We start from the raw sequence: 23,456 nt of genomic DNA on the forward strand, positions 1-23,456 counted from the left end.
TCTTACCAAATAAGTATAGTAAATCGACAGTAAAAGGCAAATTACAGATAATATAGCTATCACAGATCATAATGTTCGTACATTTTAGCTATTCAGCAGCAAAATTGATTACACTTGTCCAAAGATGAGCGATGCATTAGTGCCACCAAAACCAAACGAATTAGAAAGTGCATATTGAATTTTATGCTCCTGAGCTTTAAACGGTACAAAATTTAAATCACATCCTTCTGAAGGTTTATGTAAATTTAAGGTTGGCGGAATAATTCCATTATTTAACGCAAGAATACTGAATATTGCTTCAACGCTCCCTGCAGCACCAAGTAAATGTCCTATAGAAGATTTAGTTGAAGAAACAGGTATTTTATAAACGTAGTCACCAAATAACTGTTTCATTGCTATTACTTCAATTTTATCTCCAAGTGGCGTTGAAGTTCCATGTGCATTGATATATCCTACTTGATTTGGATTAATTTGCGCACTTTTTAAGGCAAGCTGCATTGCCTTAAATGCGCCTCTTCCTTCTGGATGTGGTGCTGTAATGTGGTGCGCATCTCCTGTGAGTCCGTACCCAACCAGTTCAGCATGTATTTTTGCCCCCCTTTTTTTTGCATGTTCGTATTCCTCCAGCACCAATATACCTGCTCCTTCACCCATAACAAAACCATCGCGTTCTGCATCCCATGGCCTTGAAGCTTCTTCCGGTTTATCATTGAATTTAGTTGATAATGCCTTCATAGACGCAAAACCTGCAATTCCAACTCTACACAGTGCACTTTCTGCTCCACCTGCAATCATAATATCCGCTTCACCAAGTTTTATAGTTCTTGCTGAATTTATGATTGCATGTGCACCTGTTGCACATGCGGTTACTGCTGAATCGTTTGGACCTGTAAATTCATATTTAATAGAAATATGGCCAGATATCAAATTTATTAGACTTGCAGGGACAAAAAATGGACTGACACGTCTGGGCCCTTTTTCCTGCATGATAATAACATTTTCCTGAATTGACGGAAGACCACCTATACCAGAGCCAATAGTTACGCCAACACGTTCTCTATCTACTTTTGAATCTTCTAAAGATGAATCTTCCACAGCTTGAATCGCTGCTGCAATGCCGTAATGAATAAAACGATCCGTTCTTTTTAGATCTTTTTCAAAAATATAACCTACAGGATTAAAGTAATTCTCAATGTTATCGGACTGCACAGGCACCTGCGCTGCAACCTTGCAAGCAAGATCAGAAGAGTCAAATCTATCTGTATTGATTGCTTTTATGCCAGACTCGCCTTTTATCAGCCCTGACCAAGTGTTGTCAACATCTGCCGCTAGTGGAGTGATTAAACCAACACCAGTGACTACTACTCTTCTGCTCATTTAACACTAACTATTAGCCTTTTTACTATTAATGTACTCAACTATTTGCTCCATAGTTTCCATTTTTTGTGCGTCTTCATCTGGAATTTCTATTCCGAACTCTTCTTCTGCTGCCATGATGATTTCAACTGCATCTAAACTGTCTGCACCATGCTCCGAAAGCTTTGAAGAGCTGTTGAATTTCTCTACATCCTTACTAATGTGCTCTAGTATAATCTTTTTCACTTTCTCTTCTATGTCTTCTCTAGTGCTCTTTGCTAGTTCGCTATTCACATTTCTTACCAAAAAAATAACCTATTCTTTGATGTTATAAAAAATTTTTATGTTTGCAATATCTTTTATAACTGGTAAACTACAGCAAAGTTTTCTACTGCCCTAGCTGGCTAGCGTTACGTGCTAAACAATTAACAATTCAAAAATGCTAGACGAAACAACAAAAAATTTGCTTATTGTAGAATTAAATAAACTTTTACCAGAAAATAGCGAGAATAAGCTTATATCAGCTATGCGTTATATACTCCTTGCTCCTGCAAAACATATACGCTCCTTTTTAGTCGTAGCTTCATCGCGAGTGTTTAACGCGGAAGCTAAAAAAGTAATATCAGTTGCTGCAGCAATTGAATTTGTTCATGCTTACTCTCTAATTCACGATGATTTACCGTGCATGGACAACAGTGATACTCGCAGAAGCCAGCTAAGCTGCCATAAAAAATTTGATGAAGCAACAGCAGTGCTTGCCGGAGATGCACTACTTACTCTGGCTTTTGAGGTATTATCTTCGTTAAACGAGAAATGCTGTGAAATCATGAAAGTTCTTTCTCAGGCAATAGGAATTAGGGGAATGGTAGGAGGACAGATTTTAGATATTGGTGCAGATTTTAACAAAACAAAAGAAATTCATTTGATGAAAACCGCAAAACTATTTGCAGCTTCGTGTGAAATAGGTGCTATAATAGGGAATGCTACAGATAAGCAACGTAAAGCGTTATATAACTACGGGATAAACCTAGGGCTTATCTTTCAAGCTAAGGACGATATTGAAGATTACGAACAAGATAAAACAAATAATCTAATGTCTGTACTTGGTAAAAGTGAAGTAGAGGACTATATAGACGACCTCTTTAAACAAGGCTTGGATAATTTGAGTGCGCTTTCAGGGGATACTAATTATTTATATGATTTATTGAATCAAGTAAAGAAAGATGGTTAGAAAAATTATATTACAAATGCTTATTTCCATAGTAATGATTCTCACTTTAACCTCTGCTTTTATGTTTACTATTGTCTATATAAACAAAGGTAAACCGGGAAAAAAGGACAAGCTTTATGAGATAAGTGCCACGCATGGTGGTTTGATACAGACAATAGCACATTATCTAGTGAAGCCAATACTTGAATCAGCACTCGACCGCTATATTGAAAAGCATGGGCTAACAGAATATTTAGAAGAAATGACGCAGCAAAAGGAAGAAGATTCGATAAATTTTTATGAAATTACTGAAGGCAGTGGCAGCAAGGCTTTCTGTGGCATGGAAGTCCTATTACAAATATATAAAATTTCTAATAATAACTCAGCAACACTCCCTAGCAAAGTTTCTGATGTTACTTTGAAAATAGGTCAAGATGACCTAAAAGAAGTGGGTTTAGGGGTGATAGGTATGAAAGAAGGCGGAGAGCGTGTAGTTACTATTGCCAATGATAACAAAATGAATTTTAATTCTTATTACGTCAAACTGATCGAAGTAAAGGATAAATATCCCGACTCAGTGAATAATCTGATGGTTTTTAATGACTTAATTAACAAGACTGGAAAACAAATAAGGTGCGGTGATGAGATATCAGTTAAATATAGCGTAAAGGAGCATAATGGGGAATATATAGTCAAAGATCAAACAGTGCAATTTAGGGTTGGCGATAAAAAAATACCACTTGCTATAGAGCTTGGAGTTGTGGGAATGAGAGCTGGTAATAAAAGAACTATTCTTTCTCCGCCTGACCTTTTGACTATTACTGACGATATGTTAATAAAAGACATAGATTATGATGAAGAAAATATCTCAATAATTGACTTAAGCTTAGATATTAAGCAAGAGGTCGCAGCACACCATTCTACTGTTGAAAAACAGCCTAAAGAATATAGCTGAAATTTTAGGCTTACTGGCTGACCTTCTGAACACTCTCTATACTACTTAAAGTAGGCTTTTTGTTTTTCCTAAAGTATAAACTTAGATAAATCAAGCTGCTTCGAAATTGACTCAAGTTTATCTTTTACATACTTGCTGTCTATAATGAATTTTTCGCTATTTTTCTCAGAAGCAATGAAACTTATTTCATCTAAAAGCTTCTCCATGATAGTGTGAAGCCTTCTTGCGCCTATATTTTCCACTTGCCTATTAACTGTAAACGCTATTTCAGCTATGGTTTTTATACCATCATCAGTGAACTCAAGCGTCACATTTTCTGTTTTCATTAAAGCTATGTACTGCTTTAACAAACTAGATTCTGGTTCCTTTAATATTCTTATTAAATCCTCTTGAGTAAGTGCCTTAAGTTCTACCCTGATCGGTAATCTGCCCTGTAATTCCGGTAAGAGGTCAGATGGTTTAGACTGATGAAAAGCACCAGATGCAATAAATAATATATAGTCTGTTTTTACATGGCCATACTTAGTTGTAACAGTTGTTCCTTCAAGTAGTGGTAACAGATCGCGTTGCACTCCTTCTTTGTTTACTTCACCTTTTACTTCTGTACGCGCTGCAATTTTGTCTATTTCATCCAAAAATACTATACCGTCATTACTAACAAGATCAATGGCTTCTTTGATTATCTTATCTTCATCCATTAGCCTTTCACTTTCTTCATTAATTAATATTTCACGCGCTTCTTTTACCTTCACCGTAATAGTTTTTGTTTTTTTGCTCCCGTTAAACATCTTGCCCACTATTTCTGTTACATTCATCACACCAACTTGCCCACCTGGCATGCCTGGTATATCGAAAGTAGGTAACATACTCTTGCTCTCTCTGACGTTAATAGAAACTTCTCCGTCCTCAAACTCTTTATTCCTCAACCTTTCTCTAAAAATTTTTTTACTCTCTTCGGTTGCATTTTCGCCTACCATAGAGTTTACTATTGTTTTCTCAGCTAAAATTAAAGCCTTTTTAGCTAAGGCTTTACGGGCTTTCTCTTTAACTAAAACTATTGCTGCATCAACTAAATCGCGTATTATCGAATCAACGTCACGTCCAACGTATCCTATTTCAGTAAACTTCGTTGCCTCAATTTTTATGAACGGTGCACCGGCAAGTTTTGCTAAGCGGCGAGCTATTTCAGTTTTACCAACCCCTGTATGACCGATCATCAATATATTCTTAGGTATGATTTCATCACGCAATGGAAATGGAACCTGATTGCGACGCCAACGATTTCTGAGCGCAATAGCAACAGCACGCTTTGCATCATCCTGTCCGATTATGAATCTATCTAATTCTTTAACTATCTTCTGTGGTGGCAGGTCATCTAACAAAACTTGAGTGCTGTCATTAACTTGAATATCGCTGTCATTTGAATCAAAACCACTCTTAGTATCTTTATAGAGGTCATTTTTTTCATCATAGGTGTCACTACTACAAGACCGCCCTTCTGAAAGGGTTATAGGCTGATTGGAAAAATTAGTGCACAAAGTTTTTTGCTTGGAAGACATATCACTCCTCTATCTTTTCAATAACTACATTATGATTTGTATAAACACATATATCGCCAGCTATCTTCATAGCCTTTTTTGCAATCTCTTCTATTGATATTCCTTTAATGTCAATTAAAGCTCTTGCTGCAGATAGAGCAAAATTTCCCCCAGAGCCAATAGCTGCGATTCCATCTTCAGGTTCAAGAACATCACCTGTTCCCGTAATTACTAATGAAATAGATTTATCTGCAACAATCATCATAGCCTCTAATTTTCTTAGATATTTATCCATTCTCCAGTCTTTTGCAAGTTCAACACATGCTCTCATTAATTGCCCTGGGTGCTTGTCAAGTTTAGATTCTAGTCTTTCAAAGAGAGTAAATGCATCGGCTGTTGCTCCAGCAAAACCGGCAATTACAGAATCACCAGAAAGACGCCTAACTTTTTTTGCTCCGGATTTTATAACAGTGTGGCCCAGTGAAACCTGTCCATCACCTATTACTACTACGCTTTTATCTTTTCTAATTGACAGTATAGTAGTTCCATACATTTTATTGTTATCGTGTTGAATCATTTTTCTATCACTTTAAATAAGAATCTCATTATACTTTAATCTTTAGTCAAATTTGCTAAATATGTTTAATTATAGCTTATAATATAATACCTTCCTTATAACATTTAAAGTGTAGATGCAAAACATAATTCACCCAGATTTGGAAAAAAGTATAAATAATTGGTTTGAGGCAAAATTTAACGGCCTTACATTGCCATTTTATAGCTCTATAGATCTTAGAAACTCCAGCTACAAAATTGCCCCAGTGGACGCTAATTTATTTCCTGCAGGGTTCAACAATCTAAGTGAGACATCAAGAGCAACAGCAGCAAAACTAATAAAAAGTTATTTTGAAACAAAACAATATAAAAAGACTCTTATAATACCGGAGAATTACACACGAAATAAAATGTATATAGAAAACGTATTTGTTATAGAGAAAGTACTGCAGCTCGCAGGTTTTGAAACTAGAATTGGCCTCTTTCACAACGAAGCATATAATTTAATAGAACCATATGAAACTATCGTGAAAGAAAACTCTCTGCTAAAGACAACTTCAGGATTTGTGCCTGATGTTATTATACTGAATCGTGATATGACGAGCCACATTCCAGACACGCTAAAAGACGTAAAGCAAGATATAGTACCAAGCCCACTATACGGTTGGCATAGCAGACAGAAATTTAAGTATTTTGAAATCTATCAAGAATTAGCGTCCGAATTTTGTAGCGAATTTAAAATGGACCCATGGCTTATTTCTGTTCTTACAGAAAGCTGTAATGGAGTTGACTTTAATGACGATTCATCACTAGGAGCAGTAGCGACTAAAGTTGACCAAATATTATCTCTAGTGCAAAAAAAATATGAGGAATATGAAATAAAAACACAACCTTACGTTTTTATCAAAGCAAGCAATGGCACATATGGGATGGGCATCATAACAGCAACAAGTGGAGAGGAAATATTAAACCTCAATAAAAAAAAGCGTCATAAAATGAAAAAGATAAAAGAAGGAATAGAAGTGAGTAGCGTTATTATACAAGAAGGTGTACCAACCATTGACATATTTAAAAGCAGTTCTGCAGAACCGCTAATATACTATATAGGAGATACTCCAACATGTTACTTATACCGATGTAATAGCAGGAAAGATGTATATTCTAGCTTGAATGCCACTGACTGTGAGTTTCATGATGTTAGCCAGGTTGTGGAAGGTAAAATTCTGTCACTTTGGAGTATTGTTGGCAAATTAGCAGTACTAGCGTTGGCAGTAGAAATAAAATCTTTTCACCTCTAACCCTTACATTCCCACAGCGTTGCCATAGGGCAGATCATTACCATCATTACCGGGCTGAATATGGTTATGGCCAGCATTATCAAGTTCAGTGGAAGGATCATCATTGACAGGTTGTTGAAACAATTTGTCAAGCTGAACTGCCAGAAATACTGCACTATATATTATGCTAACTGTTACGCTTAAGTTGAAATTATAGATTATACCATTACCTAAGTTTATTGGTATGGTTGCAGTCTCCATTCTTTTTAATATGAAGTTTAACAAACCTAATGACAAAGTTAATGTGCTGATAATAAGGTCCTTCTTACACTTAGCAGACTTTTCAGGATCCTTATTATCTAGGTATTTTCTCCATGAATAATAGTAGCTTATAGGTTCCGAAATAAACAGAAATAGGATCGTTGATGTTAAGTGAATGTGACTTATTACGTCTGCATTACCCCTAGTAAAAAAATGGATGACTTTCAACATCATCAATGCTTCTATGATGCTGCTTGCAAGATTAGCCGATTTACCCACAACTTTTGCCAGCTCTTTTTTACTCTCAGGGTTTCTGTAATCCTTAATTAGATCCTGTAGAGTAAATGCAGAATGGGCAATATATAGAATAGATGTCGGAAACTTTACTAGTCGAGCAACATTCCGTATAAGAAAGATATTGGATCTATTATTGTCAATGAACTCGCAGCAAAATTGCAGTGAAATCTTACACAATAGGGCTGTTAAACCTGTTGTGATGCAGATTACCTTCCTGAAATCATGATCATAAATATCATGCACCTTTTGTGCGAGTATGTTAGATTTCTTTTTTAGCTTGTTTGGCATGAAATAGTTAGCAAAATAATAACTCCCTTTTATTCTATCACATAAAAGCCTTGAAGAAAAGCCCTATAAATCAGGACTTTAAGGGTGATTTATGCATAAATCGGCTAAGCATTTTATAAACAAGGAATCAATACTGAGAGTTGGTACGCGAAAGTAATATCTATCCTTGATAATTGCTTTATATTCTATATCAAGTTCAACTAGAGTTTCTGAATGCTCAGAAACAAAAGATATAGGTGATAAAACTACAGGTACACCATCAGCTTTTGTACGTGATAGCTCACTTTCAGTGCTTGGCTCTAGCCATTTTACAGAACCAATCTTACTCTGATAACATATTGACCAATCTAAGTTATTGATAGCTAACTTTTCTACTATTAACTCTACGCTTCTTTCTACCTGTGAAGCGTAAGGGTCGCCTTTTTTAATAACGCTAAGGGGCAAGCTATGAGCTGAAAATAGGACTCTTGGCTTACCAATCCTGCTGGCTAATTTGTAGTACTTGGCTATCAAGTTAGCATGAGCCTCAATAAAGTTTTCATTGTCATAATAATGATGAATTATTTTTGTATTGCATTTTAGGCCATGCTTTTTAGCATTTTTTTGCCAATTTTCGATGGATGACAAAGTTGTGGTAGTTGAATATTGAGGGTATAGTGGCAGCAAAATTACTTCATCAGGATCAAACTGTTTTACACTTTTAACAACTTCGTCAGCAAATGGATGCCAATAACGCATGCAAATGAATACCTTGTGTACATGGTTTCTATCTTCATTTAATTTTAGTTCTAAAGCATTAGCTTGTGCTTTCGTATTATCCAAAATTGGTGATTTACCTCCAATTTGCTCATATATTTCTTGTGCAGTATTTTCTCGTTTTGCGGATATAAACTTTGCTAAAAGAAACCGAAAAGGGTTTGGTAAACTGATTATTCTTCTGTCATAAAAAAGGTTAAATAAAAAAGGACGGACCGCATTCAGTGAATCAGGTCCACCAAGGTTAAATAAAATGACAGCCTTTTTCACCTATGCACTACTTACAACAAGTTACTCCTGGGGTGCCTATAAAATTAGCTACACACTCATCAAATTTAGTTATAGGCACTAAATTTCTCACACTGGCATACAATAAATGGCCTGATCTCTGCAGGGTACTCTTGGTGGATGTGAAGCTCCAATCGAAAAATGTATCGACAAAAAGACTTGGTACCGTTTCAAGAAGTTCAACAGCAGCTAAAGATAGCATTATACAACTTTGCAGGACCTTCAAAAGAACCTTTAGGGGAAAAAGTGAAACTTCAACGAAAAGAGAGGTGCTACTTGTTTCATCCAGTGGTCGCCCTGAGTTAGGCGAATTATACTCGGTGTGTTTTCTATTTTGATCAAAGATAGGAAATTTTATAGTATCTTTCTTAAATTCCGCGTCTATTTCTTTTCTACTATGGTTAGTGATTTTTTCCATTAACTTCTCACGTAGATGAAAAGTTCTGACAATAAAACATGTGGCAATCATTAAGGCAGCACATAAAAGTGCGCATTGCATGAGGCTCATACTGCCTAGCATAGCTGGCAGTGCAAAACAAACAAGCGGTGCTATTATTGTCATTTCAAGAAATGGAATAGTGTTTCTTTTCATTGCAAAAGCAGCACCTTTTTTTAGCTCCGTGTATTGATCGTTACTTTTTTCTTGCTTTTGTAGAATATAGCCACACATACCATATTCTAAATAACTTAAAAAAGCCAAATTAAAAGTTAAAAACCCTTTTGTTCCACAAAAAATTGACGATTTCAAGTTATTGACCAATTTTTTAGCAGTAGATTCAGCTTGTTTTTTAGTGGTAGGCTCAGCTTGTTTGGTAGTGTTATTTTTACAGCATTCACCCATACAATACCTCCTTGATGGTTTATCCTTAACTATAAATAAAAAACTGCTTTTATCAAATCAAAATTTACAATAAAATAAATCTATAAATATACTATTTTATATAAGGAAAGAATATGGCAATTGAGAGAACACTTTCGATATTAAAACCTGATGCAGTAAAAAATAATATTACAGGCAAGATAAATTCATACATTGAAAGCTCTGGGCTCAAAATTATAGCACAAAAAATGATGTTACTGACAAAAAAACAAGCAGAGCTGTTTTATGAAATTCATAAAGATAGGTCTTTTTTTGGGGAATTGGTAGAGTTTATGACTTCTGGTCCTGTGATAGTTCAAGTTTTAGTTGGTGAAAATGCAGTAAGTAAATACAGACAAATCATGGGAGCTACCGATCCAAAGCAGGCAGATAAAGGTACAATCAGGGGTGATTTTGCTGATGACATTAGTGAAAATAGAGTTCACGGCTCAGATAGTCTAGAAAATGCTCGTAAGGAGATAGCTTTCTTTTTTGCTGAACGTGAGTTGGTGTAGTCAACTCAGATTTTCCTATATATAACTAAATTTTCTGGATTCTATGTCAAGCATACATCTGTACGAACGTTGTAATTAACAGGTGGCAAGTGACGTCATGCAAGTAGCTGACAACATAGAAACGAAAAACTTCCTTGACAAACTCCGCCAGCCCCCTTATCATGAAACTGAAGGTATTCAGTTATCTTCATCTGTGCAGATTAAACAGCAAGAAAACAACGTAGTTGGCGTCTTATTTTTAATTTTTTGCACTATGTGCACCTTATGTCTTCACAACATTTCTGGGTTTTTACCTATATAAGCTGAAACGCGCTTATAAGTCGTTTAAGACAGTATAGTACGGCAATTTGCAGGATTAGAGAGTGAACACTAATTACCACGGGGTTTCTTTTGCCTTTTTTTCTGCCTAGTAAATTTCTTAAACATTTTAGCTAAGGTTAGTTGCACTTAAAAGCAGCTAAATTGCAGTGTTTAAGACTTAAAAAACGCCAAATACTGAAAATAGACAATGACCAGGGCTTTTTTTTCGTTTGGTAAATTTCTTAATATTTATAGCTAAAGCAATTTAAGAGACCGAAAATGGTGTCATTCCAGCGCGTGACGCTGGGATCTAGTCTTTATTATGCAGCCACTTATTTAAAGTTAAGTTTTCTGGATTCAAGTAGTCAAGCTACTCGGATGACACCTTGACAATCGTCATCCCGCTACGTGTTAGCGCCGCGGCGGTATGACGTAGGGGTTGCCGAGAACTTGTCATTCCAGTCTGGAATCCAGTTTTCTTTACAAATTCACCAAAAGTGCTTCATTCTATAACGCAAAACCCATACTCACCAAACCCAATGCATTACTTGCAATTAAGTTTCCTGGATTCCAGACTAGAATGACACCGTCATAAAAGAACCAGTGTCAGCTACTTGCATGACACCTTCCTGATAGACAATGTTCGTACAGTGTTAGCTACTCAGATAACAGGAAGAAGGTGCTGGGATGACAGGAGAAGAAGGCTACTTAGATGGCAGGGAGGAGCTACTTGAATGACGGTTCTTATCGTCGGTAAACTTAGAGCTATAATAACTATTTGCCTTTTTTCTACTTAAGTTTGGGTTATGCAAGAAGTCTAATAGAGCGAAATATGGAAGACAAAAGATAAGTGCATTCTACGCAGCATCGCTAATTAATAATATCTTTATTATTGTATGAGATAGGTAATTTAGCATTTATGAATTTGTAATGTGTTACGCATAGCTCAAAGAAATAAGGTTTACTGGTTACACGCTGCAGCCAATGCCACAACACTAGGATCTATGTTTGTCTGCATGTTAATTTGCGTTGTGATTTTATGGAGGTCTTCTGTTACCTATGCTAGTGAAAATTTGGAGATACAGAAGGCCTTTGATAGTGTTGTCAAGCATATAAAAGCTGATAAAAAGTATAAAGATCTTGATGTTATTGAGAGAAAAAGTGACAAATTTAATATCAAAATTGCGCAGAATTCTGGCAAGAGTTTTGACATATACTCTACTTTAAAAAAAGCAAAAGATTCCTTTGAGTCAAGAGATAATGAAACAGCTATTTCTCTCCTTAATCAGATTACCGCAAAGTTTCCTTATCATAAAAATGCTTTAATTGGACTAGGGAATATTTATTACGCTAATAAAGAATACAAAAAAGCTGTAGAGATTTACACAAGACTGTTAAAAGAATACCCTAGTAACCCTTACATATTAAAAAATTTTCTGACGATAATCTCACAATATGATCCTGATCTGGCGTTGAGTGAAATGTTGAAATTGTATGATATACATAAAAATTATGCTCCTTTATTAGCAAATTTAGGTCTGATTTATATGAAAAAGGAGGATTATGTAAAAGGTAAAGAGTATATGACAACTGCTATTTCCCTTGATGAAAACAATATTTTTTATACCTATAATTTAGCTGTTATTCTAGATAAACTTTCAGATTTTAAAAATGCTACAATATTCTACTTAAAGTTGTTGAACATGGCTACAACTTCGAAAGATGTGAGTGAAAAAATACCTTTATACAAAGTGACAGCAAGACTAAAATTTATAAAACTCCACAGCACGCACCCAAAGATTTCATAAAAGCTTATAGCTTACCTAAATCTAATTTATCGCTATTTTTGTTTACAATAATAATATTGAGCTATAGAATTACATCTAAAGGGGCAATTAGCTCAGCTGGTAGAGCATCTCGTTTACACCGAGGAGGTCGGCAGTTCAAGTCTGTCATTGCCCATTTGCTTAACTGAATGTTAATATTATTAATTACTTCAATCAAAATATAGAAAATGCAGGATAATATAGTACCAATCTCAATAGTAAAAGAGCTGGAAGATTCTTATCTCTCCTACGCAATGAGCGTTATCATAAGCCGGGCTATACCTGACGTGCGAGATGGATTTAAACCTGTTCATAGGCGCATATTATATGCAATGTCAAGGGCTGGATACGATGCTGGTAAGCCATATAAAAAGGCGGCTCGTATAGTAGGGGATGTAATGGGGAAATATCACCCACATGGTGATGCAGCTATTTACGATTCCTTGGTCAGAATGGCTCAAGATTTCTCTCTTCTTTTACCACTTATTGATGGGCAAGGTAACTTTGGTTCGATAGACGGAGACCCACCAGCTTCAATGCGATACACAGAAGCAAGACTTCAAAAAGTGTCGCACTTTTTACTGAATGATATTGATGAAGATACAGTTGATTTTAGGCCAAACTATGATGGAAATGAAACAGAGCCTGTTGTGCTGCCTGCAGAGTTTCCGAATCTATTAGTAAACGGTGCAAGTGGTGTTGCAGTTGGCATGGCAACCAATATTCCTTCTCATAATCTTGGAGAAATAATAGATGCTTGTATATTATATGTAGATAATCCTGAAGTTACTTTGGATGAGTTACTTGAAGTGATACCAGGACCGGATTTCCCAACTGGGGGAACGATTCTTGGAAGGTCTGGAATAAGATCAGCATTTGCAACGGGTCGTGGATCAATTGTTGTGCAAGGCAAGACTCACATGGAAGACCTGCCACAAGATAGGCAAGCAATAGTGATTGATGAAATACCTTACCAGGTAAATAAAGTAAAATTAATTGAGAAGATAGGTGAGCTTGTAAAAGAAAAAAGAATTGATGGCATAACAGAAATTAGGGATGAGTCTGATAAGTCTGGTATTAGAGTAGTAATTGACCTCAGAAGAAATGCTGAAGCAAGTTTTATACTTAATCAAATATTGGGACTAACTCCACTAAGAAGTAGTTTTAGTGCTAACACTTTAGTCCTCAACAACAACAGGCCTGCTTTGATGTCATTAAAAGAAATCATAGCTGCTTTTGTTGATTTTAGAAAAGAAGTATTAATCAGGAGAACAGAATTTCGTCTAAGAAAAACGAGGGAAAAAGCTCATATATATATAGGGCTCTACATTGCGGTCTTGAGCATAGATGAAGTGATAAAAATCATCCGTGGTGCAAAAGATCCTGCGGAAGCAAGTAGAGAACTTTTAAATAAAGAATGGAAAACTTCATCTGAGATAAACACAATTATTGGATTAATCTCAGACAGCACGAGCTTTTTGAAAGACGGAGTGTATAGATTAACTGAGCTGCAAACGAAAGCTATTCTTGACATGAAATTGCAGCGTTTAACAGGCCTTGAAAAAGACAAATTAGAAGCTGAGCTAAGTTCAATGATCAACCTGATAAAAGAATATATCGCTTTTCTTGGCTCAGGAGAGAAGTTGATGAAAGAAATAAAAAACAATCTACAAGAAATAAAGAACAGATTTGCTGTGCCGCGAAAAACTTCAATAGAGGAATCAGATACGGACATTGAAGCTGAAGATCTAATTCCACAAGAGGATATGGTGATAACCGTAACTATGAATGGTTATATCAAGCGTGTGAAGCTTTCTCACTACAAAACTCAGCATCGTGGTGGAAAAGGAAAGCTAGGACAGGGGTTAAAAGAAGAGGATGTGATCACAAAATTATTTGTTGGGAATACCCACACTAGCCTTTTATTCTTTTCTAATATTGGCCGAGTTTATAGATTAAAAGTTTATAAGTTACCTCTTGCAGAGCCAACTGCACGTGGAAGAGCACTTGTTAATATATTCCCGCTTAGCGATGGTGAAACTATAACTAATATAATGCCATTACCAAGTGAAAATGACGAAAATCAAAACATAGTTTTTGCTACTGCTCATGGGAACATAAGGCGCAACTCTTTAGCGGATTTTCACTATATTCCAAGCAATGGAAAAATAGCAATCAAGCTCGATGAAGGAGACAAATTAATATCGGTTAAAGTATGCAATGAAATTGATCATGTTTTACTTTCAACAACGCTTGGAAAAAGTATCAGATTTGTTGTAAGTGATGTGCGTCAATTTAAAAGTCGCAATTCAGATGGCGTAAGAGGTATCAAACTTGCAAAGAATGACAGCGTGATATCCATAACCATATTAAATGGGATAGGTGTAGCAACAGAAACAAAAGAACTTTACTTAAAAGTTCCACTTGCAAAAAGACTGGGGACTGCAATTAATGACTCCATTGATTCTAAATTGGAAAAGACTTTGAATGATTTAGGAATAGATAACGAATTGTTCTTAAAACTTGCAGTGAATGAGGAGTTTATATTAACTATTACCGAAAATGGCTTTGGTAAAAGAACTTCTGCGTATGAGTATAGAATAACTAACAGGGGTGGTGTTGGTATCACCAATATTCTTACTACCAATAGAAACGGTAATGTTGTTGCTAGTTTTCCAGTTGAGCAGGGTGATAATATCATGCTTATTACAGATAAAGGAAAGTTAATTCGTATTTCAGTAAATGATATCAGAATTGCAGGACGTAGCACTCAAGGAGTCACTCTGTTTAAAACAGAGAGTAGAGAAAAGGTGGTGTCAGTAGCGAAAATTGAAGATCCTGATTCCACTGAAGATAGTATTTCTGAAGTTGAAAACTCTATCTCTTCTCAACTGTAGTACAGGTTAAACAAAAAGCGCAAGTTTTTGTTGATTAATAAGCAGTATTTAAATTAAAATATATACTTATAGCTAAGTAAAGATCAATGGACAAAAATTTAACTAAAAATAAAAAACCACTGGCAAACAAAGAGGATAAAAAAACACCTCCCGTTAAAGATCTTACTAAAAATAAGAGTAGGAGAGATTTTATAACATTAACTACATGCGCTATGGCAGGTATAGGAGCTGCAAGTGGACTTTGGCCACTGGTTAAGTCTATGAATCCTTCTGCTGAAGTTCTAGCAGCTTCCGCAGTGGAGGTGAATTTGTCTGGAATTCAGGAAGGACACGGAGTAAAAGTAAAGTGGCAAGGTAAACCAGTATTCATTCGTAGACGCACAAAGCAAGAAATTGAGGCTGCAAGAGCTGTGAATGTGAAGAGCTTGAGGGATCCTCAATTAGATGAGCAGAGAGTATACGAAGGAAAAGACGAATGGTTAATTATGCTTGGAATATGTACACATCTTGGGTGTGTGCCGATTGATCACGCTACAAAAGATGGTAACGGTTGGTTCTGCCCTTGCCACGGTTCATATTATGACACATCAGGCCGAGTAATAGGGGGTCCTGCACCAAAAAATATGGTTGTACCTGATTACTTTTTTCCCAGTGAGAATGTTGTGGTAATTGGCAAGAAGGCTTAACGGATACAATAAACTCGTTAAAAAAAACTCACAGGATCAACATCTATTATCACTGCAATACTCGAATTCAAGTTACAATTTTTAATCCAACATTTCAGCTTCTTTTGTATAGATAGACTGTGCTTATTGTGTATTTTTAGCAACACCCTATACCGATACTTATTATTTAAGAAATTTATTGCTGCTGGTGATGGACCAAGAATTTCAAATTCCTTTTTGTCTGCACCTAAATTTTTTTCCTGAATACAAGTAGTTGAGCTACTTAGATGACAGAGAAGAGATTTTACTATTTCATTCGCTGCCTTTTGTGTCGCAATCTGATTCTTACCACAAATTACAAGCGCTATTAATCTGCTAAATGGTGGCATTTTGGCTTCGCGTCTTGACTTAAGTTCAATTTCATAAAATGAGTCCCTTTTTTGATGTAGCAATGCTTTTATTATTGAACTTTCAGGGTTGTTGGTTTGCACTATTACCATTCCTTTTTCATTGAACCTTCCTGATCTGCCTGCAACTTGGTGCAACAATTGATACGTCTTTTCTGCTGCTCTTAAATCAGAATTTTCGAGACTCAAATCTGCATTCATTACTCCAACAAAAGTTAATTTAGGAAAATTGTGCCCCTTAGCAATTATTTGTGTGCCGATTATAATGTTCACCTCTTCTTTCAGTACCAAGCCAATTATGTTACTAACCGACTTCTGATCGCTGCTTATCATCGCAGTTTTTGCGTTTGGTATTAATTTCACCATTTCTTCAAGTAACCTTTCAATTCCTACGCCATAAAGGGAAAATGACTGTTCACTCTGGCAATCAGAGCATTTTTCTGGGAGTTTTAATTGATAAGAGCAATGATGGCACAAAAGAGCATTTTTTTTCTTGTGATATGTAAGCCAAACAGCACAATTTAAGCAGGAAATTTTATATCCACACTTTTTACAAACTGCCAGTTGTGCATACCCTCGGCGGTTTAAAAAGAGCATAACCTGCTGTTTTTTCTCTATGGTTTGTTTGATGCTTTCAAAAAGCTCAGAGGAAATCCATTGCTTGTTGTTCCTCATATCTACTACTTTAATGAGTGGCAATTCTGCACCACCGAATCGCTTGGTTAGCTTTACATGATTGTAATTCCCGCTTTTAACATGATGAATCGTTTCAAGCAGTGGAGTTGCTGATGATAAAATAATCGGAATATTTTCAAATTTGGCTAAGATTATCGCCATATCTCGAGCATTATATATCATTCCCTGTTCTTGTTTAAAAGATGAGTCGTGCTCTTCATCAATGATAATCAATTTTAGGTTTTTATAAGGCAAAAAAAGCGCTGAACGTGCACCAATAATTATCTGCGCATTTCCACTTGCTATATTGAGCCAATTATTCCGGCGAGTTTTTGGAGTGAGCCTTGAGTGCCATTCAACTAAGTTTTTTGATATCTGACCGCGAACACGATTTACCAATTGTGAAGTTAAAACAATTTCAGGCAAGAGGATTAAAATTTGTGCACTGTTTACAGTTTCTACCAATTTTGCAATTGCGGATAAGTAAACTTCCGTTTTTCCAGATCCTGTCTCACCGTCAAGCAAAGTCACTGAATACTCATTCAAACTGCTTATTATTTTATCGCTAGCTATCTGCTGCTCAGGGTTTAATTGGCAACTTATTTCACTTATTTCCTGCTTCTGCTTAGCACAAACCAATTTATCTATTTGGTTTACTTTTAACACTCCTCCCATTATCACTTTGGCAAGCATACCAATAGGCATTACATTGTATTGTGCAACCCACTCTGCAAATGTGATCAATTTTGGTCTAATATTTGGTAAATCGATTTTTTGCTCAATAAATTTTAATGCTCGACCACTCTTGTCACTATATTTCCAAACTATTCCGATCAAGCGTTTTTTGCCAAATGGCACCACTACGTAATCTCCAAGTAAAATCTCAGTATTTTCCTCAATTGCATATGAAAACAACTGATCAATTGGAAGTGGTAGTAATACATCAACTGTTCTTGTCATAGCAGCCTAAGTTTAGCACTGTTTTGAAAATATTCGTTTGATTTTTGTGGATTGATTGGTTGAACTGATATAGCATTATACTAAATTAATTTGATTGGGGGAGTGAGTATGATTCCAAAAACACGTAAAGAGGCATTCAAAGTATTAGGATTGTCAGAGAGTGCAAGCACAGAAGAGATTAAGAAGGCATATCACGAGCTTGCATTGAAATGGCATCCCGACAAATGGTCAGATAAAAGCCAAGAAGAGCAAAAGACAGCAACAGAAAAGTTTAAAGAAATATCAGTAGCATATAAAATATCAATAGGCGAGATGACTGAAGAATTCATTAGCCAACAGCCTAATGATGATTGGATTAACAACTTGGCTGAATATTTTGAAAACAGGGCAAAAGAACTTCGTAGAAAATGCTACGGCTCACATCTAAGTGAAGAAGAGATTGATTTATTTCAGGCTCTTGATGATAAAGATCTAGCCAAGACAAAAATTTTGTTAGAAAAAGTCAAAAATATCAATTCACAAACCAGACCTCTTGATTTATGGGCTGGGAAGTCAATATTGCACTACATTGTAAAAAATTCCTGCAGCAATTTTGAATCAGGTTAGATAGAGCTTGTATCTTGTAAAAAGCATCTAATGTTTTAAGCTTAAGCATTAGATGGAGAAGGGAAGCACTCTGTCATAGGGCTTAAGCTGTCAAGTAGATAAGAGCTCCCTTCTCAAAGGTATAGGCTGGACGGTATCGTAGAAAGACCTAAATGGTTCTAATTCTGTATCCGCAAGAATAGCCTTACTTTTCATTTTTAATGGTAACGTATAACAACTTTCTGGGAATAGATGTATCAAAAGATCGCTTTGATGTTTTTCTCTCATTTATAAGTAAAAAAGGAAAACGTGAAACTAGGAAAAGAAGCTTTAAGAACGATGGTTTCAAGGTCTGCAGAGCTTTCTACAAAAACATAACGTAGAGCAAGTGAAAGCTTGTATGTGGTTGTTATAGTGAAGCTCTGGCTGAATTTCTACACAATGCTGGACATTTTGTAAGTGTTGTAAATCCTTCTTGCATAAAATCTTATGCAAGAAGTAAGCTTGTACGACAAAAGAATGATCAGACCGATGCGGAAATTATTGCTGCCAAAGACAGTCGTTGCTTCTCCTGAGTTAAAAAAATTAAAACATCTTTATCGTTGCTCGGCTGCGTTAAAAGATGAATTGACATTACACTTAGAAAAAAAAGAGAGACTGCCTAAAGAAGTTACAAATGCTTGTTGCAATGAATATAGCTCAAAAAATAGAAACAATAAAAAACGTGAACTATTAAAGCAACACAAAGAGTTATTGGAAAATTTTCAACTTCTATTAACTATTTCAGGCATAGGAGAGAATAGCTATCTTAGCTCTGACATAAAAGCTTTTCAGGCAATTGGCAGCATATGCTACCACGAAATATAACGCTCTGTATATGCCAAGCCCAGATTAAGTAACACGAACACTACGTAAGGCAATGTATTTTCCTGCTATAGTAGCTAAAAATCACAATCCTATTATTATGACTTTTTGTGAAAGGTTAAAAGAGAAAGGCAAGCATAATATGGCCATTGTGGGAGCTGCGATGCGTAAGTTACTCCATATTGTTTTTGGTGTTCTAAGTTCAAAGAAGGCTTTTATCATATCAAAAACTACAGGGCAAAGCTGTTGGAGGAAGGTTTACTTAGCTGATTGTTAAAAAAAATACTTTCAAAATCTTATATGAAATATTGCCTTATTTTATAATTTTCTTTTTGACTAACGAGACGGTGTCTTGAATGACATCCTTCCTGGTGTGCTCAAATCACAATGTTCGTACAGTTATGCGTCAAGCCTAAAAACAGTTAGCTAATAGGTTTAATAAAAATTCACATATACAGGAAAGATTGGTAACATTATTTGAATAGAGACCGTTATTGTAATTATGCCGAAACGCACAGATATAGAATCTATATTAGTAATAGGAGCAGGCCCAATAGTTATAGGTCAGGCATGCGAGTTTGATTATTCCGGAACGCAAAGCTGTAAAGTATTAAAAAGTGAAGGTTATAAAGTCATTTTGGTTAACTCCAACCCCGCAACTATAATGACAGATCCTGAGTTTTCTGATGCAACTTATATTGAGCCGGTACTGCCTGAAATCATAGAGAAGATTATAATTAAGGAGATGCCAGATGCAATATTGCCAACAATGGGCGGGCAAACAGCACTCAATTGCGCAATAAAACTTGCAGATGATGGAGTGTTAGACAAATACAATGTAGAATTAATAGGGGTAAACAGAGAAGCAATAAAAAAAGCAGAGGATAGAGAGTTATTCCTTCAGTCCATGGATAAAATAGGGCTAAAATACCCCAAAAGTATCATTATAAAAAATCAAGAACAAATAAGAAAGGCTTTGGATTACATTGGATTACCAGCAATCATCCGCTCATCATTCACCCTTGGTGGTGCAGGTAGCGGCATAGCATACAATAAAGAGGAGTTTTTCAATATTGCAGAAAGTGCTCTCAAAATTTCGCCAATAAATGAAGTTCAGATAGATGAATCAATTATCGGCTGGAAAGAATATGAAATGGAAGTTATCCGTGATTGTAAAGATAACTGCATAATAGTCTGTTCGATAGAAAATATTGATCCAATGGGAGTGCACACCGGAGATAGTATCACGGTTGCTCCTGCTTTGACTCTGCGTGACGTAGAATACCAACAGATGAGAAATGCATCTATAGCAGTGCTAAGAGAAATTGATGTTAGTGCCGGTGGTGCAAATGTTCAGTTTGCAGTGAATCCTAAAGAAGATGGAAGCCTCGTTGTGATTGAAATGAATCCAAGGGTTTCTCGCTCTTCTGCACTTGCTTCGAAAGCAACAGGTTATCCTATAGCAAAGGTTGTAACTAAACTTGCTATTGGATATTCGCTTGATGAAATACGTAACGACTGTGCTCCAACAATACCAGCAGCATTTGAACCAGTGATTGATTATATCGTCACTAAAATTCCTCGATTTGAGTTTGAGAAATTTAAGGGGACAAATTGTGAATTATCAACTTCCATGAAATCAGTGGGAGAAGTGATGTCGATCGGCCGCACTTTTAATGAGTCACTACAGAAAGCTTTTCGCTCACTTGAAACAGGGCTCACGGGACTTGATGAAGTGTTTTCTGAAGGCACAGATGTTGATCATATCAGATCTCAATTGGCAAAATTGCTGCCAGATAGAATGTTAACTGCTGCCGATGCTATGCGTCATGGGATGAGCATAGAGGAGATAAATTCAATTACAGGTTATGACTTATGGTTTCTGCAAAATATACAGCAAATTATATTAACTGAACAAAAAATCAAGGAAAACGGCCTTCCTGAGACTGCATATGAAATGTTAGAGCTGAAAAAAATGGGGTTTTCAGATGCAAGATTGGCAAAATTAAGCAATAAGAAAGTAGAGCAAATCGAAGAAATAAGAAAAAAATTTGGCATTAAACAAGTTTATAAGCGTGTAGACACCTGTGCAGCTGAGTTTGAATCGAGCACTGCTTATATGTATGGCTGTTATGAGGGTAACACAATGATGTCATTCCAGCGCGTGACCAGAGATAAGGAAGAATGGATCCCAGTGTCAGCTACTTGGATGACAGAGGGAATGGAGTGCGAAGCAGATGTTTCTGACCGAGAAAAGGTTGTCATTTTAGGAAGTGGTCCAAATCGCATTGGTCAAGGTATTGAGTTTGATTATGCATGCGTACATGCAGCTTCTGCCGCCAAAGAAATGGGGTATGAAACAATAATGATCAACTGTAATCCAGAAACCGTTTCAACTGATTATGATACCGCTGATCGTTTATATTTCGCCCCACTGATTGCAGAGGATGTGCTTGAAATACTAAGTAAAGAGCAAGAAAATGGCACACTGGTTGGTGTAATAGTTCAAATAGGTGGTCAAACACCTTTAAAGTTAGCCAAAGTGCTTAACGAGAGAGGTTTCAAAATTCTGGGAACTTCGTTTGATTCTATTGACCTTGCAGAAGATCGCATGAGATTTAAAAACCTTGCTTTGCAACTTAATTTAAAACAACCTGAAAGTTCTATCTGCCATTCAGTAAAAGAAGCGTTAACCAACGCAGAAAAGGTGGGGTTTCCACTAGTAGTCAGGCCATCATATGTCCTCGGCGGTCAGTCTATGTCGATTAGACACGATACTCAGAGCTTTAAAGAGTATGTCTTGAATCAAACCAAAATTTTTGAACACGGATCGCTGCTTCTTGATAAATTTTTAGTCAATGCAGTTGAGGTTGACGTTGATGCTGTGTGTGATGGGGAAAAAGTTTTCATTGCAGCGGTCATGGAGCATATTGAAGAAGCTGGTATCCACTCTGGCGATTCAACATGCTCAATACCGACAAATAAATTGAGTGACGAAGTAATAAAAGAGATCGAGCTCCAAACTGAAAGAATAGCTCTTGCACTAGAAGTGAAAGGTCTGATAAACATTCAGTTTGCTGTTCAAGAGAGTGATGTATACATACTTGAAGTAAATTTACGAGCTAGTCGAACCGTTCCTTTTATTTCCAAGGTAATCAATATTCCTATTGCAAAGCTTGCCACTCAGGTTATTTTGGGTAAAAAATTGAATCAGGAAAACAAGCCTTTCAATCATTTTGCAGTTAAAGCTGCTGTTTTTCCATTCACGCGTTTTTCGGGAATTGACACTCTACTTGGTCCTGAAATGAAATCAACAGGAGAAGTAATGGGAATTGACTCATCGTTTGAAGCTGCACTTGCAAAAACGCACATGGCTGCAGGATACAAGTTACCAATAGAAGGAACAGCTCTGGTTTCAGTAAAAGATGATGATAAAGAGTATATATTGCCTGTTGCACGAATGTTGAAAGAACTGAGTTTTGAAATATATGCAACCAAAGGCACAGCTTTATATCTGAATAATAACGGCATTGCTGCAAAAGCTGTAAATAAAGTAAGAGAAGGCAGACCCCACATAGTTGATATGCTCAAAGATGGAAAAATAAATCTAGTAATCAATACTTCAAAAGGTGTGAAATCAGTCTCAGATAGCAAAGATATCAGGAGAACTGCTATTTTGCAAAATATAGCTTATAGCACCACAGCTTCTGGGAGTAAAGCGTTAGTGCTTGCAATTCAATATGTAAAGAATAGCAAATTGGAAGTGAAATCATTACAGCAGATACAAAACGTTTAAATATCAAAACTAAAATAATTCATTCCTCTATCTCGAAATCGTGGTAGAGTAATGTAAGTCAAATTTCTTTACTGACTTGCCTATGTATTATAGTATTTATCAAAGAATTAATGGGTAATGGTTATATAACATGACTTATGAGATAAAAAAGCAACAAACAATAGACTAACAAATTCTTGAAAGTGATATAGAAGATCCGACGAAGTTCTCTCTTAATCAAGAGTATAACTTTGCCAAAAATGATGTGTCAAACAAAACAGATGAACATGAAAGTGATAATCGACTACAGAACTCTAGTGATCATGATTCAGATGATAGTTCCGTTG

General features: G+C 36.1%; 17 protein-coding genes, 1 tRNA gene and 1 pseudogene. 11 read left to right on the plus strand and 8 right to left on the minus strand.

Features of this window, described 5'->3' with window-relative positions:
• Positions 1 to 108: 108 nt before the first annotated feature.
• Both fabF and acpP read right to left on the minus strand, forming a co-directional pair.
• Entirely contained in the window at positions 109 to 1,377 is a 1,269-nt protein-coding gene (gene fabF, locus ACE38O_RS05420; RefSeq protein ID WP_374698514.1) for a beta-ketoacyl-ACP synthase II, read from the minus strand.
• Between the two features lie 6 nt (positions 1,378 to 1,383).
• On the minus strand, positions 1,384 to 1,650 hold the full coding sequence (acpP, locus tag ACE38O_RS05425) for an acyl carrier protein (protein WP_374698515.1): 267 nt from the start codon (positions 1,648 to 1,650) through the stop codon (positions 1,384 to 1,386).
• Between the two features lie 145 nt (positions 1,651 to 1,795).
• Here acpP and ACE38O_RS05430 point away from each other — a divergent pair, with 145 nt between their 5' ends.
• Both ACE38O_RS05430 and ACE38O_RS05435 read left to right on the plus strand, forming a co-directional pair.
• Positions 1,796 to 2,587: a polyprenyl synthetase family protein gene (locus ACE38O_RS05430; RefSeq protein WP_374698516.1), complete on the plus strand. Its 792-nt coding sequence runs from the start codon at positions 1,796 to 1,798 to the stop codon at positions 2,585 to 2,587.
• Positions 2,580 to 3,521 (plus strand): FKBP-type peptidyl-prolyl cis-trans isomerase, encoded by a 942-nt coding sequence (locus ACE38O_RS05435; RefSeq protein WP_374698517.1) that lies wholly within the window; start codon positions 2,580 to 2,582, stop codon positions 3,519 to 3,521. The genes ACE38O_RS05430 and ACE38O_RS05435 overlap by 8 nt, the downstream gene beginning before the upstream one ends.
• A 68-nt stretch (positions 3,522 to 3,589) precedes the next feature.
• Here ACE38O_RS05435 and hslU read toward each other — a convergent pair whose 3' ends face one another.
• Positions 3,590 to 5,080 (minus strand): ATP-dependent protease ATPase subunit HslU, encoded by a 1,491-nt coding sequence (gene hslU, locus ACE38O_RS05440; protein ID WP_374698518.1) that lies wholly within the window; start codon positions 5,078 to 5,080, stop codon positions 3,590 to 3,592.
• Between the two features lies 1 nt (position 5,081).
• Complete coding sequence (gene hslV, locus ACE38O_RS05445; RefSeq protein ID WP_096617344.1) at positions 5,082 to 5,636, minus strand: ATP-dependent protease subunit HslV; 555 nt, start codon at positions 5,634 to 5,636, stop codon at positions 5,082 to 5,084.
• Between the two features lie 115 nt (positions 5,637 to 5,751).
• On the opposite strand from hslV, the gene gshA reads away from it, so the two are divergent.
• A complete protein-coding gene (gene gshA / locus ACE38O_RS05450) occupies positions 5,752 to 6,912 on the plus strand; it encodes a glutamate--cysteine ligase (RefSeq protein WP_374698519.1) in 1,161 nt (386 codons plus the stop codon).
• A gap of 3 nt (positions 6,913 to 6,915) precedes the next feature.
• Here gshA and ACE38O_RS05455 read toward each other — a convergent pair whose 3' ends face one another.
• The 3 genes from ACE38O_RS05455 to ACE38O_RS05465 all read right to left on the minus strand — a co-directional run bounded on the left by ACE38O_RS05455 (position 6,916) and on the right by ACE38O_RS05465 (position 9,622).
• Entirely contained in the window at positions 6,916 to 7,737 is an 822-nt protein-coding gene (locus ACE38O_RS05455; protein ID WP_374698520.1) for a hypothetical protein, read from the minus strand.
• A gap of 78 nt (positions 7,738 to 7,815) precedes the next feature.
• Positions 7,816 to 8,763: a ferrochelatase gene (gene hemH, locus ACE38O_RS05460; RefSeq protein WP_374698521.1), complete on the minus strand. Its 948-nt coding sequence runs from the start codon at positions 8,761 to 8,763 to the stop codon at positions 7,816 to 7,818.
• Between the two features lie 7 nt (positions 8,764 to 8,770).
• Positions 8,771 to 9,622: a hypothetical protein gene (locus tag ACE38O_RS05465; RefSeq protein WP_374698522.1), complete on the minus strand. Its 852-nt coding sequence runs from the start codon at positions 9,620 to 9,622 to the stop codon at positions 8,771 to 8,773.
• Positions 9,623 to 9,735: 113 nt separating this feature from the next.
• Between ACE38O_RS05465 and ndk the strand changes: the two genes are divergently transcribed.
• From ndk to petA, 5 genes are all read left to right on the plus strand, one after another.
• Complete coding sequence (gene ndk / locus ACE38O_RS05470) at positions 9,736 to 10,155, plus strand: nucleoside-diphosphate kinase (protein WP_253309229.1); 420 nt, start codon at positions 9,736 to 9,738, stop codon at positions 10,153 to 10,155.
• 1,232 nt (positions 10,156 to 11,387) lie between these two features.
• Positions 11,388 to 12,263, plus strand: a complete 876-nt coding sequence (locus ACE38O_RS05475) for a tetratricopeptide repeat protein (RefSeq protein ID WP_374698523.1) — start codon at positions 11,388 to 11,390, stop codon at positions 12,261 to 12,263.
• 81 nt (positions 12,264 to 12,344) lie between these two features.
• Positions 12,345 to 12,417, plus strand: a tRNA-Val gene (locus ACE38O_RS05480).
• Between the two features lie 52 nt (positions 12,418 to 12,469).
• A complete protein-coding gene (gyrA, locus tag ACE38O_RS05485; protein WP_374698524.1) occupies positions 12,470 to 15,178 on the plus strand; it encodes a DNA gyrase subunit A in 2,709 nt (902 codons plus the stop codon).
• An 86-nt stretch (positions 15,179 to 15,264) separates the two neighbouring features.
• On the plus strand, positions 15,265 to 15,864 hold the full coding sequence (petA, locus tag ACE38O_RS05490; protein WP_374698525.1) for a ubiquinol-cytochrome c reductase iron-sulfur subunit: 600 nt from the start codon (positions 15,265 to 15,267) through the stop codon (positions 15,862 to 15,864).
• A 17-nt stretch (positions 15,865 to 15,881) separates the two neighbouring features.
• Here the strand turns inward: petA and priA are convergent, their stop codons facing one another.
• Complete coding sequence (priA, locus tag ACE38O_RS05495; protein ID WP_374698526.1) at positions 15,882 to 17,885, minus strand: primosomal protein N'; 2,004 nt, start codon at positions 17,883 to 17,885, stop codon at positions 15,882 to 15,884.
• Positions 17,886 to 17,993: 108 nt separating this feature from the next.
• Between priA and ACE38O_RS05500 the strand changes: the two genes are divergently transcribed.
• From ACE38O_RS05500 to carB, 3 genes and pseudogenes are all read left to right on the plus strand, one after another.
• Complete coding sequence (locus ACE38O_RS05500; RefSeq protein WP_374698527.1) at positions 17,994 to 18,491, plus strand: J domain-containing protein; 498 nt, start codon at positions 17,994 to 17,996, stop codon at positions 18,489 to 18,491.
• 200 nt (positions 18,492 to 18,691) lie between these two features.
• A pseudogene (locus tag ACE38O_RS05505) lies at positions 18,692 to 19,604 on the plus strand (IS110 family transposase).
• Between the two features lie 232 nt (positions 19,605 to 19,836).
• Positions 19,837 to 23,130, plus strand: a complete 3,294-nt coding sequence (gene carB / locus ACE38O_RS05510; protein ID WP_374698528.1) for a carbamoyl-phosphate synthase large subunit — start codon at positions 19,837 to 19,839, stop codon at positions 23,128 to 23,130.
• The last annotated feature ends 326 nt before the right edge of the window (positions 23,131 to 23,456 follow it).

The sequence above is a fragment of the Wolbachia endosymbiont (group B) of Limnophora tigrina genome, assembly GCF_964263235.1.
Classification (GTDB): Bacteria; Pseudomonadota; Alphaproteobacteria; order Rickettsiales; family Anaplasmataceae; genus Wolbachia.

Bases quoted from the DNA above. Each gene is read 5' to 3' on its own strand.
- fabF (WP_374698514.1), bottom strand. From the start codon at position 1,377: ATGAGCAGAAGAGTAGTAGTCACTGGTGTTGGTTTAATCACTCCACTA.
- hslU (WP_374698518.1), bottom strand. From the start codon at position 5,080: ATGTCTTCCAAGCAAAAAACTTTGTGCACTAATTTTTCCAATCAGCCT.
- ndk (WP_253309229.1), top strand. From the start codon at position 9,736: ATGGCAATTGAGAGAACACTTTCGATATTAAAACCTGATGCAGTAAAA.
- ACE38O_RS05455 (WP_374698520.1), bottom strand. From the start codon at position 7,737: ATGCCAAACAAGCTAAAAAAGAAATCTAACATACTCGCACAAAAGGTG.
- carB (WP_374698528.1), top strand. From the start codon at position 19,837: ATGCCGAAACGCACAGATATAGAATCTATATTAGTAATAGGAGCAGGC.
- gyrA (WP_374698524.1), top strand. From the start codon at position 12,470: ATGCAGGATAATATAGTACCAATCTCAATAGTAAAAGAGCTGGAAGAT.
- ACE38O_RS05430 (WP_374698516.1), top strand. From the start codon at position 1,796: ATGCTAGACGAAACAACAAAAAATTTGCTTATTGTAGAATTAAATAAA.
- ACE38O_RS05435 (WP_374698517.1), top strand. From the start codon at position 2,580: ATGGTTAGAAAAATTATATTACAAATGCTTATTTCCATAGTAATGATT.
- petA (WP_374698525.1), top strand. From the start codon at position 15,265: ATGGACAAAAATTTAACTAAAAATAAAAAACCACTGGCAAACAAAGAG.
- hslV (WP_096617344.1), bottom strand. From the start codon at position 5,636: ATGATTCAACACGATAACAATAAAATGTATGGAACTACTATACTGTCA.
- gshA (WP_374698519.1), top strand. From the start codon at position 5,752: ATGCAAAACATAATTCACCCAGATTTGGAAAAAAGTATAAATAATTGG.
- ACE38O_RS05465 (WP_374698522.1), bottom strand. From the start codon at position 9,622: ATGGGTGAATGCTGTAAAAATAACACTACCAAACAAGCTGAGCCTACC.
- priA (WP_374698526.1), bottom strand. From the start codon at position 17,885: ATGACAAGAACAGTTGATGTATTACTACCACTTCCAATTGATCAGTTG.
- ACE38O_RS05500 (WP_374698527.1), top strand. From the start codon at position 17,994: ATGATTCCAAAAACACGTAAAGAGGCATTCAAAGTATTAGGATTGTCA.